12 protein-coding genes are annotated in these 13,497 nt (G+C 72.3%); 5 read left to right on the forward strand and 7 right to left on the reverse strand.

Annotated elements, in window-relative coordinates; all coding sequences use genetic code 11:
• The 3 genes from AOK15_RS07400 to AOK15_RS07410 all read right to left on the reverse strand — a co-directional run.
• The coding region (locus AOK15_RS07400; RefSeq protein ID WP_157870187.1) for a TetR/AcrR family transcriptional regulator at window positions 1-275 on the reverse strand (275 nt) is incomplete at its 3' end.
• Window positions 276-310: 35 nt separating this feature from the next.
• Window positions 311-2,395, reverse strand: a complete 2,085-nt coding sequence (locus AOK15_RS07405; protein ID WP_055514031.1) for a YhgE/Pip domain-containing protein — start codon at window positions 2,393-2,395, stop codon at window positions 311-313.
• Entirely contained in the window at window positions 2,367-3,395 is a 1,029-nt protein-coding gene (locus AOK15_RS07410; RefSeq protein WP_079058357.1) for an ATP-binding cassette domain-containing protein, read from the reverse strand. Before AOK15_RS07410 ends, AOK15_RS07405 begins: the two co-directional genes overlap by 29 nt.
• A gap of 177 nt (window positions 3,396-3,572) precedes the next feature.
• Here AOK15_RS07410 and AOK15_RS07415 point away from each other — a divergent pair, with 177 nt between their 5' ends.
• The 3 genes from AOK15_RS07415 to AOK15_RS07425 all read left to right on the forward strand — a co-directional run bounded on the left by AOK15_RS07415 (window position 3,573) and on the right by AOK15_RS07425 (window position 5,695).
• Window positions 3,573-4,112, forward strand: coding sequence for an SAV_6107 family HEPN domain-containing protein (locus tag AOK15_RS07415; protein ID WP_055514033.1), 540 nt, complete (start codon window positions 3,573-3,575; stop codon window positions 4,110-4,112).
• A 133-nt stretch (window positions 4,113-4,245) separates the two neighbouring features.
• On the forward strand, window positions 4,246-5,016 hold the full coding sequence (locus tag AOK15_RS07420; RefSeq protein WP_055514035.1) for a methyltransferase: 771 nt from the start codon (window positions 4,246-4,248) through the stop codon (window positions 5,014-5,016).
• 277 nt (window positions 5,017-5,293) lie between these two features.
• Complete coding sequence (locus AOK15_RS07425) at window positions 5,294-5,695, forward strand: DUF3040 domain-containing protein (protein ID WP_055514036.1); 402 nt, start codon at window positions 5,294-5,296, stop codon at window positions 5,693-5,695.
• Window positions 5,696-5,919: 224 nt separating this feature from the next.
• Here AOK15_RS07425 and AOK15_RS07430 read toward each other — a convergent pair whose 3' ends face one another.
• The 4 genes from AOK15_RS07430 to AOK15_RS07445 all read right to left on the reverse strand — a co-directional run bounded on the left by AOK15_RS07430 (window position 5,920) and on the right by AOK15_RS07445 (window position 11,628).
• A complete protein-coding gene (locus AOK15_RS07430) occupies window positions 5,920-8,337 on the reverse strand; it encodes a transglutaminase TgpA family protein (protein WP_055514038.1) in 2,418 nt (805 codons plus the stop codon).
• Window positions 8,334-9,698: a DUF58 domain-containing protein gene (locus AOK15_RS07435; protein WP_055514040.1), complete on the reverse strand. Its 1,365-nt coding sequence runs from the start codon at window positions 9,696-9,698 to the stop codon at window positions 8,334-8,336. The genes AOK15_RS07430 and AOK15_RS07435 overlap by 4 nt, the downstream gene beginning before the upstream one ends.
• On the reverse strand, window positions 9,695-10,735 hold the full coding sequence (locus AOK15_RS07440) for an AAA family ATPase (RefSeq protein WP_055514042.1): 1,041 nt from the start codon (window positions 10,733-10,735) through the stop codon (window positions 9,695-9,697). The genes AOK15_RS07435 and AOK15_RS07440 overlap by 4 nt, the downstream gene beginning before the upstream one ends.
• A gap of 284 nt (window positions 10,736-11,019) precedes the next feature.
• Window positions 11,020-11,628 carry a beta-class carbonic anhydrase gene (locus tag AOK15_RS07445; protein ID WP_185093767.1) on the reverse strand — a complete coding sequence of 203 codons (609 nt, stop codon included), beginning with the start codon at window positions 11,626-11,628 and terminating at the stop codon, window positions 11,020-11,022.
• A 356-nt stretch (window positions 11,629-11,984) separates the two neighbouring features.
• On the opposite strand from AOK15_RS07445, the gene rsmH reads away from it, so the two are divergent.
• The gene (gene rsmH, locus AOK15_RS07450) at window positions 11,985-12,941 is read left to right on the forward strand and encodes a 16S rRNA (cytosine(1402)-N(4))-methyltransferase RsmH (RefSeq protein ID WP_079058358.1); all 957 of its coding nucleotides are present in this window, start codon (window positions 11,985-11,987) and stop codon (window positions 12,939-12,941) included.
• 111 nt (window positions 12,942-13,052) lie between these two features.
• The coding region (gene ftsL / locus AOK15_RS07455) for a cell division protein FtsL (RefSeq protein ID WP_055514047.1) at window positions 13,053-13,497 on the forward strand (445 nt) is incomplete at its 3' end.

Genomic DNA, 13,497 nt, shown 5'->3' on the forward strand with positions numbered 1-13,497 from the left:
CTCCTCACCGCCTCGCTGCGGTCGGCCGCCTCCCGCAGCGAGGCGGTGAGGAGCCCCACGCCGTGCCGCAACAGCTCCTCGAAGAGGACCGACTTGCTGGCGAAGTTGTAGTAGACGGTGCCCTTGGCCACGCCGGCGCGCTCGGCGATCTCGTCGACCGTCGTGGCGGAGAACCCCTGCTCCGCGATGAGCGTGACGGCCGCCTCGTAGAGCTTCTGCCGGGTCGCCTCGCGGCGGCCCCCGCCTGTGCCGCCGGGGGCGTTGCTGCTTTCCATGGCCCTGATTGTCACAGGAACCGTGCGGTGCGCGGTCACAGAGTCAACTCCGGGTGCAGTCGGTCGAGGGTCCACACCTGCTTGCGGCGGGCCGACACGGCGGTCAGGGCGAGCGCGCCCGCGGTGAAGGCCACCAGCACCGCGCACGCCTGCCAGACCGGGCCCAGACCGCCGCCGGTGATCAGCCGCCGCAGGGCGTCCACGACATGGCTCATCGGCAGGAACGGGTGGACCGCGTTGAAGAAGTCCGGGCTGGTCTGCACGGGGTACGTGCCGCCCGCGGACGTCAACTGGAGCATCAGGAAGGCGAGGACGAGGATCCGGCCGGCGGCCCCGAAGCGTGCGTTGAGCCACTGCACGATCGCCGCGAAGCACGCCGTCACCAGGAACAGGAAGCCCACCGTCCCGGCCGCCCGCGCCATCTGCAGGCCCACCGCCCAGTGCAGCACCGCCATGAGAGCGACCGTCTGCAGCACACCGAGGGCGGCCACGGGGAGCCAGCCCGCCAGCGCGACCCGCCAGGCCGGGGAACCCGCCGCGAGTGCACGCCGGTTGAGCGGCGGGATCAGCATGTACGCCACCATCGCGCCCACCCACAGGGACAGCGGGATGAAGTACGGGGCGAAGCCGGTGCCGTAGTTGGGCGCCTTGTGGAGGTCCTTGCTGGCCAGTCGGACCGGGTCGGCCATCACCTCGGTGCGCCGGTCGCGGTCCTTCTCGTCGTAGTCCGGGATCCGGTCGGCCCCGTCGTGCAGCCCGCCCGCGAGCTTGCCGGAGCCGTCGGCCAGTTTGTACATGCCGCCCTTGAGGTCGTTCGCGCCGGTCTTCAGGTCGCCGACGCCGGTGTCGAGGTCCTCGGCTCCCGTCTTGGCGGTGCCCAGGCCGGTGTGCAGCGTCTTGGCGCCCTTGGCGACCTTCGTGGCGCCCTTGTTGAGCGCGTTCACCTTGGTGACGGCGTCGTCGAGGTCCCCGGACAGGTTCGGCGCGGCCTTCGCCAACGCGCGGGCCTGCCGCTCCAGGGTCGTCAGATCCTTCTTGAAGGCCTTCAGGTCACCGTCGTAGTTCTTCACCACGGTGTTGACGTCCTCGGCGAGCCGGGCCGCCTCCGCGGCCGCCTCCTTCGCCTTCTTCAGGTCCGCGCAGGCCGCGTCCGGCAGCACCGGGTCCTCGCAGCGCCGCTTGTAGACGTCGTCGAGGGTGTCGGAGGCGGTCCGGGTGCCGGTCGCGGCGGCCGGGGCCGTGGTCACGAACGCCGAGAGGTGGTTGCGGATCGTCGCCGCCGAGTCGGCGACCAGGGTCGCGGTGTCGGCGATCGTGTCGCTGTTCTCGTCGAGGAAGGGCCGGACCTGGTCGGCGGACTTGTTGACCTTGTCGGCGAGGCTCTGCGTGCCGTTCGCGACCTGCTGGGCGCCGTCCTGGAGGTCGCCCGCGCCCTGGTCCAGGTCGGAGATGCCGCCGGACAGCTTGCCACTGCCGTCCTTGGCGGCCTTCAGCCCGTCGGCGAGGTCCTTGGAGCCCTTCTCCGCCTTGTCGATGCCGCCCTTGAGGTCGTCGGCGCCGTCCGCGGCCTTCTGGGTCTTCTCGTGGATGTCGGAGAAGGAGATGAAGATGCGGTCCAGGAACGACCGTGACGTCTTCGTCGACGCCGCCGTGCGCACCTCGGAGAACACGGTCCGGGAGATCTGCCCGACGATGTAGTTGTTCGCGTCGTTCGTACGGACCTGGAGGGCGCCCGTCTCCGGCGCGTCACCGGAGCTGGACGCGATGCGGCGGCTGAAGTCCGACGGCATGGTCAGCGACAGGTAGTACGTGCCCTCCTCGACGCCCTCGCGGGCCTGCTCGGCGCTCACCTCGTGCCACTCGAAGGTGTCGCTGTCCCGCAGACCGTCGGCGATGTCGTCGCCGGCCCTGAGCTTCTGCTTGCCGACCGACGCCCCCTTGTCGTCGTTCACCAGCGCCACCGGGATGCGGTCCAGCCGGCCGTACGGGTCCCAGAAGGACCACAGGTACAGGGCGCCGTACAGCAGCGGGAGCAGCATGAGCGAGGCCAGCGCGGCGCGCGGGAGCTTCCCCCGCCCGAACCGCCTGAGCTCAAGCGAGGCGAGTTTCGGCGATCGCATCGCCCATCTCCTTGTCGTCGTCACCGCGGTCGGCCTTGGAGGCGGTCTGTGTGTCGGGCTCGGCGCCGGTGTCGATTGCGGACTCGGTCCGGGTGTCGGTGTCGGGCTGGGCCCCGGTGCCGGGGTCGGCGGCCCCGGCCCCGGTCTCGGCCTCGGCCGCGGTTTCGGTTCCGGTCCGGGGCTCGGTCTCGTCCTCGGTCCCGGCTCGGATCTCGGCCCCGGTCGTGGCCTCGGCCTCGGTGCCCGCCCCCGTGTCCGTCCCGTTCTCGTTCTTCTTCGCCGTGGACACGACGAGCGCGCCCTGCGGGGCCTCGCTGCACACCGCCACGACCGTGGTCCCGGCCTCGGCGAGGGATCGCAACAGGGCCCATGTCCCGGCCCGTTCGGCCTCGGAGAGCTTCAGGTCGGTGTCGTCGACGCCGAGCAGCCGGGGCCGGCCGATGAGGGCCAGGGCGAGCGAGAGCCGCAGCGCCTCCACCCGGTCCAGGTCGCGCACGGCGGTCCGCTCGCCCTTGGGCAGCGACGCCCGGTCGAGCCCGGCGGCGGCCAGCGCGGCGTCGATGCGACGCTCGGCCTGGGCCGTCCGCTCACGGCGGGGCCGGAGCAGTCCGCGCAGCGAGCCGTCGAACCGCCGCTGCAGCAGCGCGCGTTCCCTCAGGTGCTCCCCGACGGTGAGCGCCGGGTCGAGGTCCGTGACGCCGGGGACATGGGCGAGGGCGCTGACCCGGCGGACGGCGGCCATCTGCTTCGGCAGCCGCAGGGCGCCCACCGTGGCGTGACCCTCGCTCGGTTTCATGCGCCCGGTGAGGGCGAGCAGCAGGCAGGTCCTGCCCGATCCCGAAGGACCTTCGATCGCGATCAATGAACCGGGCTCGGCGTGGAACCCCACCTCTCGGAACACCCACCCGCGCGGGCCCTCCATCCCGAAGCCCTCGGCGCCGACGGCGACGCCGCCGCCCTCCCCGGTGGGTGCCGCGGCTGTCGTAGGCGGCTCGTCCATGTGCTCCGGACCCCCTCGTACCTTTTTGAACTGACTGGTCAGTGCAAAATTTACCCCGAACTGTCGATCGAAGCAAAAGCCCAGGTCAGAACGGATTGTCAGTGGCATACCTCACGATGGGCACATACGGCACCCCGTGTCAGGGCGTGCCGTCACGCAGACGACAGGAGGTTCGTCATGGCCACGTACCACGCAGCAGCCGGCAATCGGCGCCGTGCCACCGGCCCTGCCCCCTCACTGACCGGCCCGGCGAGCGACGTGCACCCCGTGCTGCGCCGGGCGACGGCCCCGCCCGCCGCCCTCGACCTCCTCGCCCAGGCCCGCGCCGGCCTCGACGAGGCGTCCGCCCTCCAAGCCGCCAACGAGCGGTATGCGACGGCCCATCTGGCCGCCCTGCGCACCGCCGCCGCCGTGCTCGCCGCCCGGGGCCGCCCCGAGCCCACCCCGAAACGGCGGGCGAAGATCCGGAGCGCCTGGGAAGTGCTCCCCGAGATCGCACCCGAACTCACCGAGTGGAGCGCGCTGTTCGCCTCCGGCGCCGCCCGCCGGGCGCGGGCCGAGGCGGGCATACGGGGCGCGGCGAGCGCGCGCGACGCCGACGACCTGATACGCGACGTGGCGATGTTCCTGCGCCTGGTCGAGCGGATGCTGGTGCTCCAGCCCGTCCTGCCCCAGCCCCGGCAGGACGGAGGGGGAGGCGTCCCCGACGCGGGCTGACCGACCGTCCCGGCGCCGCCCATTAGGGTTGGGGGCACCCGTTACCTCCGTCACGGCCCCGGCCGCCGACGGAACCAGCAAGCCCACCGCTCCGCCGCACACCAGGCGGTGCCGCGCCGAGGAGTCAACTGCCGTGTCGGACCCGTCGCGCCCCCGCGCCTCCCTCCGTACCGCCGTGGTCTGGGACGTTCTCCAGGACGCCCTCGAGCGCCGAGTGAAGGCCACCGGGCGGGAGTCGCTCGACGTGCTCGACACCGGGGGCGGCAGCGGCAAGTTCGCGGTGCCCGCGGCCCGCCTCGGCCACCGTGTCACCGTCGTCGACCCCAGCCCCAACGCCCTGTTCGCGCTGGAGCGCCGGGCCGCCGAGGCCGGTGTCGCCGACCGGGTCCAGGGAGTCCAGGGCGACGCCCACGGCCTCTTCGAGGTCGTCGAGCGCGGCGGCTACGACGCCGTGCTGTGCCACGGCGTCCTGGAGTACGTCGACGACCCCGCCGAGGGCATCGGCAACACGGTCGCCGCGCTGCGCCCCGACGGCGTCCTCAGCCTGCTCGCCGCCGGACTGGGCGGCGCGGTGCTCGCGCGGGCCCTCGCCGGCCACTTCAAGGAGGCCAGACAGGCACTCGACGACCCGAACGGACGCTGGGGCGAGGGTGATCCCGTACCCCACCGTTTTACCGCCGAGCAGCTCACCGCGCTCGTCGAGGACGCGGGCCTCGCGGTGACCGCCGTCCACGGCGTCCGGGTCTTCGCCGACCTCGTCCCCGGTGTCCTCGTCGACACCGAACCGGGTGCCCTGGACGCCCTCCTCAAGCTGGAGGCCGCCGCCGCGGAACTTCCCGCGTTCCACTCCGTCGCCACGCAACTGCATGTGCTCGGAGAGACCCGAGGGGACGCCGAGGCCTGAGCGTCTCCTGTGCCGTGCCCCCTGATCAGGGGCGCGGCGGCGGATGGAGTACGCCACAGGCCCCCCGATCGGGCGCTCGGAGCCGTATGATCGAGGGAGACCGTCCGGCATGACGGGCCGTTCGCTGGGGAATCCACACCTCAGCGAATCGGGGTGCCATGGCGGGTTCCGGTTGGCGAATTGGCGTAGAGGGGCGGGTTTCAAGGGGGCGATTCCCTGCCTATCCTGAAGAGGACCCCCCGGGTCGCTCCGGCGACCGCACGATGAGGAGGACTCCGTGCCGCTCTCAGAGCACGAGCAGCGCATGCTCGAGCAGATGGAGCGAGCGCTGTACGCCGAAGATCCCAAGTTCGCGTCAGCGCTTGAGGGAAGCGGGCTGCGTACGTACACCCGGCGGCGGGTCTACCAGGCGGTCGCGGGCTTTCTGGTGGGTATCGCGCTCCTCATGGCCGGAATGGTCGCACAGCAGATCTGGGTCAGCGTGGTGGGATTCCTCGTCATGCTGGGCTGCGCCGTGCTCGCCGTCACCGGTTGGCGCAAGGCCCCCAAGCCGGGTGAGCAGCCCACCGGTCCCACAGGCTCCGCCGGTGACCGTCGTCAGACACGACAGCGCCGCTCCATGATGGATCGAATCGAACAGCGCTGGCAGCGCCGCCGCGACGAACAGGGCGGCCACTGAGCCCCCGGGGTGCCGGACTCCACGCCAGACCTGAAGACAGATGAAGGGTGACCGTCCGAGGGCGGTCACCCTTCACGCACGCCCACAATCGAACAACGGGCGCCCGGCGCCGCCGTTCGCCGTCCCACGCGCCCCGGCCCCGGCCCCGGCCCCGACATGAGTCTGCCCCCACCGGGCGAACCCGGTGGGGGCAGACTCATGCGGACCTCGGTCGGACCAGGCCCTCAGTTGTTCTGGCCGGTCGGGGCCGACGGCCGGCGCAGGGTCGGGCGGCGGGCCGCCAGTTCGGCCGTGAGAGCCGACGAGCGGGCCGAAACCGCCCAGATCACGCGGATGGTGGAACGGGGCAGGAAGAGAGCCCGCAGGTGCGGCCAGCGGCCGACCTGGGCCCGCAGCCCGGCCGTCACGTCGTGCGCGTCCTGGGCGAGCCCCGCCGGCACCTGCGGCTGCGGGGCGTAGAGCACCTGCTCCACGGCCGCCGCCAGCCGGTGCACCGCCGCCTCGGCCGACGGTTCGAGCCGCCCCAGCCGCACGATCCGCGCCGCGGCCTTACGAGGCGTCTGCGACTCGTCCGGCGCGATCCCGTAGTCCCACGCCGTGTCGGTCACCTCCTGCCAGACCCCCAGGGCATGAGCCGCCGCCTCGGCGGGCGTCCGCCCGTGCGCACCCAGCCGCACGGACCGCGTCCGCATCCGCCACAGCATCGGCAGCAGCGGAAGGGCGAGCAGCGCGAGTGCCCCGGGGACGATCAGCAGCGTCCAGGGGGAGAAGAACACCAGCCCCCAGAACCCGCGCTCCTCGTCGTCGGAACCCGGCAGGGCCGCCGCCGACTCGGACGAGCAGCCGCCCTCCAGACGCACCTGCTGCGCCGTGCAGCTCTCGCTCTCCGACGGCGCCGCGGACGGCGCCGTGGACGCCGACTCCGACGGCCGCGGCACATCGGGCAGGCCGTTGTCACCGGACGACTCGGGCTGGGTGTACTCGGGGGTCGTGCCCCGGTTCGGGGTCGGCTCGAAGCGGGTCCAGCCCACGCCCTCGAAGTACAGCTCCGGCCAGGCGTGCGCGTCACGCAGCCCCACCGACATCGAACCGTTCGCCTCCGGCGTGCCGGGGGTGAATCCCACCGCGACCCGCGCCGGAATGCCCAGCGTGCGGGCCATGGAGGCCATCGCGAACGAGAAGTGGACGCAGAAGCCCTCCTTCTCCTGGAGGAACCGGGCGATCGCCCGCGAGCCGGTGCCGCTCTGCACCTCGGTGTCGTAGGTGAACTCGCCGCTGAACGCGAACCAGTCCTGGAGCTTCACGGCCCGCTCGTAGTCGTTCGCCGAGCCCGCCGTGATCTCGCGGGCGGTCCGCGCCACCACCCGCGGCAGCGACGGAGGCACCTCGGTGTACTCCCGCTTCAGCGCCGGCGGCGGCTCCGGCGCCGCGGCCAGTTGCTTGGCGGTCGGCCGCACGATCAGGCTCTTGACCGTGTACTGCGCGCCCTTGGTGTCCTGACCGTGGTCACCGACGAGCGTGCGGCCCACCGGCTCGTACCGCCAGTCGCCGTCGATGTCCACCGACGTCACCGGATACGGCATCGGCAGCCAGTTCTGCGCGTAGTCCTTCGCCGCCGCTATCCGGGTCTCGATCTCGTTCCGCTTGACATCGGGACCCAGGCCGTTCGGCGTGCCGAAGTCGTTCGGGACACCGGTGATGGACCGCTCGGTGGGCTTCCAGGAGGTGCCGTCGAAGTCGTCCAGGGAGACGATCCGCAGATACATCTCCTGCATGTTGTCGGTGTTCGTGCGGTACGACAGGACCTGGCGGTCCCGGTCGACGTTCAGGCTCTCGCTCAGCTGGACCAGCGGGTTCACCGCGGAGATCGTGCCGCCGCCCCCCGAGCCCGCGCCGATCCCGCCGCCCGCGCCGCCCAGCAGTCCGCCGTCGAGGGCCGGCAGCCCGAGCGGCACCACCAGGGCGATGCCCAGCGCGACCGCGCCGATCCGCCGCCCGGTGCGCACCGGGGCGACGGGGCCGCCGGTCTCCATACCGGGAGCGCGCGCGGCGCCGCCGAAGACCCGGCCCCACTGAGAGAGCCGGTCGCGGCTCTCGGCCAGCAGCAGCATCAGATAGCCGACGGAGGCGATCAGGAAGAACAGCCACGCGGCGCCGTCCGACAGCCCCGCCGCCACCGAGTAGAGCGCCAGCAGCGGCAGACCGGCCGGGGCCGCGCTGCGGAACGTCACCGCGAGCGCGTCGACCATGAGGCCGATGATCAGCACACCGCCGATCACCATCAACTGGATGCCGTCCGTCATCGGCGCCGGGATGGCGTACCGGCCGACGTCGTCGGCACCGCTGCGCAGCAGCGAACCGAAGTGCTGGAACGCCTCCGGGCCCGGGAACAGTCCGGCGACGGCCTGCTGCCGGGCGAAGACCAGCGTCAGCATCGCCAGCGTGACCAGGGCCTGCGCGGCCACCGTCAGCGCCCGGGCCAGCGGCACCCGCCGGGCGAGCGCTCCCACGCCGCTCTGCACGGCCAGCAACACGGCCGCCTGGAAGATCCATGTCGCCGGGTCCACCAGTGGCAGCAGCGTGCACGCCGCCATGATCGTGGCGGCCCAGGCGCACAGCGCCAGCCTCGCCCGACCGCTCATGACCGTCCCTCCGTCCCGAGCCCGGACACCAGGCCGGCCCGCTGCCGGTCCGCCTGGCGCCACAGGTCCGTCAGCGAGGCGCCGCGCGGCACGCCCAGTGCCGTCCAGCCCGCCTCGTGCAGCAGACGCAGCGACTCCTCGCCCGCGCTCTCGCCGCCCGCGGCGGGCACCTCGCCCGACTCACGGGTCCACGTCTCACTGTCCAGCAGGAACGCGATCGCCCCGCCGCTGCGCCGGCGCATCCTGCCGATCAGCCCCGCCTGCTCCTCGTCGAGGTCGCCGAGGAAGGCGACCAGCAGCCCCTCGTTCCCGCCGCGCAGCACGTCGTAGGCGGAGGACAGGCTCGTGCCGTCGGAATGGTCGATCACCGCGAGGGTGTCCATCATCAGGCCGGCCGCGTCGGCGGACTCCTGGCTGGAGCCCGCGAACCCGTCGGCCCCCTCGCCGGGCACCGAACTGCCGGTGTCCGTCAACAGTCGTACGGAGTAACCCCGTTCGAGCATGTGCACCAGCATGGACGCGGCGCCCGAGACGGCCCACTCGAAGGCCGAGTCGGGGCCCGCGCCCAGATAGGCCACGGCCCGGGTGTCGAGCAGGACGGTGCAGCGGGCGCGCTGCGGCTGCTCCTCACGGCGCACCATCAGCTCGCCGTAGCGGGCGGTGGAGCGCCAGTGCACCCGGCGCAGGTCGTCGCCGCGCCGGTAGCCGCGCGGGATCACGTCGTCCTCGCCCGCCAGCGCCAGCGAGCGCTGCCGGCCGTCGCCGTACCCCTTCGCCTCACCGCTCAGCCGCACCGGCGGCAGCGCCTCCACGCGCGGGATCACCGTCAGGGTGTCGAACGTCGAGAAGGACCGGGTCAGCTCGCACATCCCGAAGGGATCGGCCAGCCGCAGCTGGAGCGGCCCCAGGGGGTAGCGGCCGCGCAGATCGGAGCGGACGCGGTACGACACCTCGCGCCGGCCGCCCGCCTCGACCCGGTCCAGGACGAACCGGGGACGCGGACCGAGCACGTACGGCACCCGGTCCTGAAGCATCAGCAGCCCCGTGGGCAGCCGGGAGACGTTGTCCATCCGCAAATGGACCCGGGCCTCGCTGCCGGCGGGCACCCGCGCGGGGGAGAGACGGCGGCTGCCCGCGACCCGGTAGCGGGTGCGGTACAGCACGGTCGCGCAGACCAGCGGCAGTACGGCGAGCAGCAGCCCGACCCGGAGCAGATCGCTCTGCCCGAGGACGTACGCGCATATCGCGGCCGCCACTCCGGCGGCGAGGAAGGAGCGCCCGCGTGTGGTGAGCCCGGAGAGGGCCGTGCGCAGCCCGCCCTTGTCCTGCTCCGGGGTGGGCGCGGGCCCCGCGGTGGTCATCCAAGCCTCCGCGGCGGCTGCTGCGGATACGCGGGCGCCGGGCGGACCGAGCCGAAGCCGCCCTGCGGCGGCGCGGCCTGCGGCACGGGGGTGCGCTGGAGGATCTCCTGGACGACCTGCTCGGGCGTCCGGCGGTTGAGCTGGGCCTGAGCGGTGGGCAGCAGCCGGTGCGCGAGGACCGCCACCGCCAGGGACTGGATGTCGTCCGGCAGCGCGTACTCCCGGCCGCTCAGGGCGGCGGTCGCCTTCGCCGCACGCAGCAGATGCAGCGTGGCGCGCGGCGAGGCGCCGAGTCTGAGATCGGGATGGGTGCGGGTGGCACCGACCAGGTCCACCGCGTAGCGCCGGACCGTTTCCGCGACGTGCACGCCGCGGACCGCCTCGATCAGCTTCACGATGTCATGGGCGTGGGCCACCGGCTGCATGTCCTCCAGGGGCGAGACGCCGCCGTGGACGTCGAGCATCTGGAGCTCGGCCTCCGGGCTGGGGTAGCCGACGGAGACCCGGGCCATGAAGCGGTCCCGCTGGGCCTCGGGGAGCGGGTAGGTGCCCTCCATCTCGACGGGGTTCTGCGTGGCCACCACCATGAAGGGGTGGGGCAGCTCGTACGTGTGTCCGTCGATCGTGACCTGGCGTTCCTCCAGGGACTCCAGCAGCGCGGACTGCGTCTTCGGCGACGCGCGGTTGATCTCGTCGCCGATCACGATCTGCGAGAAGATCGCGCCCGGCTTGAACTCGAACTCCTTGCGCTGCTGGTCCCAGATGGACACACCCGTGATGTCCGACGGCAGCAGGTCCGGCGTGAACTGGATACGCCGTACCGAACAGTCGATGGACCGTGCCAATGCCTTGGCCAGCATGGTCTTGCCGACGCCGGGGACATCCTCGATCAGAAGATGTCCCTCGGCGAGCAGCACTGTCAGCGAAAGCCGTACGACCTCAGGCTTGCCCTCGATCACCGCCTCGACCGAACTGCGGACTCGCTCCACAGTGCTGGTCAGATCAGTGAGGCTCGCTCGATCGTCATAGGTCGTCACCCGGCCCTCCTCGGCCCGTTCTTTCTCCGGGCCGACGCTCTGCGATGCGGACCGGCCCACCCCGAAACACGGGCACCACGCGCGAACAGTTCCGCGTGTTGCCACACTTGCATTCTTGCTGCCGTTACCGATTCGTGTCACTCGCCTGTGGATAACGGTCGGCGATTTGTCAGGTCTGCACCGTTTCACACGTCAAGATGCCAGGAGATTGACAGAAACCCACGACAGCTGAAGACCGTCCGGGGTGGGGCAGGAGCCGGTGCGAGGGGCCGGTTCGACGCCGCTCAGGCGGCGTCGACCTCCCGCAGTCGGCCCGTCTTCACGTCGAAGACGAAACCGCGCACGTCGTCGGTGTGCAGCAGGAACGGGTTGGTCCGCACCCGCCGCATGGACTGCCGTACGTCCTGGTCGACGTCCCGGAAGGACTCCACGGCCCAGGCCGGGCGCTGGCCGACCTCCGTCTCCAGCTCGGTGCGGAAGTCCTCGGTGAGGGCCTCCAGGCCGCACCCGGTGTGGTGGATCAGCACGACGCTGCGGGTGCCCAGCTTGCGCTGGCTGATGGTGAGGGAGCGGATCACGTCGTCGGTGACCACACCGCCCGCGTTGCGGATGGTGTGGCAGTCGCCCAGTTCGAGGCCGAGCGCGGCGTGCAGGTCGAGGCGGGCGTCCATGCAGGCCACGACGGCGACACGCAGGACGGGGCGGGCGTCCATGCCGGGGTCGGTGAACGCCGCGGCGTACCGTCCGTTGGCCTCGACCAGCCGGTCGGTGACGGTGTCGCCGTTTATGGCGCCTTCGGATTCGGTGGGAACTGATGCGGAGGTCGTCATAGGCATGACGGTACTGGTCACGGGTGCCGATGGCGCTCTGTGAGAGGGGACAAAGAACGTCATTGAGGGTTGTTGTGAGGTAACCCACAGGGGTGGTGGGATTGCACCACTCCGAGTGATTTCTCGGCTTTCCGGGCTTCGCTCCGAGGGCGGCGTCGCGACGCGCAGGCCGGTTGATTGACCGCGAGGGGCCGTGGACTAAAGTGACGCGGAGCGGGAGGCGAGGACCCCCTGCTCGACTGACATCACCGAGAGATCCGGTCACTGCCCGGTATCTCCCCGCGTGCGCGGCGCGTACGTACGGCTCGGCCTCCTCCCGCTCCCGGTCGGCCGGCACTTCCGGCGCCGGCCGACCTCCCCTTCCTGAGCGGGCGGGGACCCGGCGGTGCGTACGGCCCCGCCGGACTTGAGAGGGCCCCTTGACCGAGAGCCGACACGTTCCCGTCATGCTCCAGCGGTGCCTGGACATGCTGGCCCCGGCCCTCACGGAGCCCGGCGCCGTCGTGGTCGACTGCACCCTCGGGCTCGGTGGCCACAGCGAGGCGCTCCTCACCCGGTTCCCCGAGGCCCGGCTCGTCGCCCTCGACCGGGACAAGGAGGCGTTGCGCCTGTCCGGGGAACGGCTCGCCCCCTACGGCGACCGCGCCACCCTGGTGCACGCCGTCTACGACGAACTCCCCGACGTGCTCGCCCGCCTGGGCGTCCCCCAGGTCCAGGGTGTCCTCTTCGACCTCGGCGTCTCCTCCATGCAACTCGACGAGGCCGACCGCGGGTTCGCGTACGCCCAGGACGCCCCGCTCGACATGCGCATGGACCAGACGACCGGCATCAGCGCCGCCGAGGTCCTCAACACCTACCCGGCCGGCGAACTCGTCCGGATCCTGAGGGCGTACGGCGAGGAGAAGCAGGCCAAGCGGATCGTCTCCGCGATCGTGCGCGAGCGCGACAAGGAGCCCTTCAGCAACAGCGCGCGTCTGGTCGAACTGATCCGCGACGCCCTGCCGCAGGCCGCCAAGCGCACCGGGGGCAACCCCGCCAAGCGCACCTTCCAGGCGCTGCGCATCGAGGTCAACGGCGAACTCACCGTGCTGGAGCGGGCGATCCCCGCCGCGGTCAAGGCCCTCGCGGTCGGCGGCCGGGTCGCCGTGCTGTCGTACCACTCGCTCGAGGACCGCCTCGTCAAGCAGGTGTTCGCGGCGGGCGCCGCCACCACCGCGCCCCCCGGACTGCCCGTCGTCCCCGAGCGCTACCAGCCCCGGCTCAAGCTCCTGACCCGTGGTGCCGAACTTCCCACCGAGGAAGAGGTCGCCGAGAACCGGCGGGCCGCCCCCGCACGGCTGCGCGGGGCGGAGCGCATCCGGGAGGACGTCGAGTGAGGCGGACGACGCGGCCGGAACACGATGCGTGAAGGGGACGGTGGTGGGTCCGAGAACCGAACGCGCCGGCGCCAGGAGTGACTCCGAGAAGCGAACCGGCAGGGAGGGTGTGTGAGCGGGAAACCCGAACTGAGGGGCCGAGCCGCCCGGCTCGCGCGGCTCCTGCCCGCCGGCTCCGGCCGGGCCGCCCGCACCCCGTTCGTCCTCCTCGTCGTCGTGCTCCTGGGCGGGGGCCTCATCAGCCTCCTCGTCCTGAACTCCGCGCTGAGCGAGGGGTCGTTCCAGCTCGACGACCTCCAGGGCGACGTGAAGAGCTACACCGACGAGGAACAGGCGCTCCAGCGGGACGTGGACGCCTACTCCGCCCCGGAGGCCCTCCAGCGCCGCGCCCGCGAGCTGGGCATGGTGCCCGGCGGCGACCCCGCGTTCCTGGAGCCCGACGGCCGTGTCAAGGGCGTCCCGAGCCCCGCGGCCCCGCAGTCGCCGGCGGGCCTGCCCCTGGTGCTCGCGCCCGAGGTGCTCGCCCCCGCGTCCGCCGCCGGCGACTGCGGGGCCG

Origin of the sequence: Streptomyces ossamyceticus, assembly GCF_001418475.1 — a bacterium.
Classification (GTDB): Bacteria; Actinomycetota; Actinomycetes; order Streptomycetales; family Streptomycetaceae; genus Streptomyces; species Streptomyces ossamyceticus.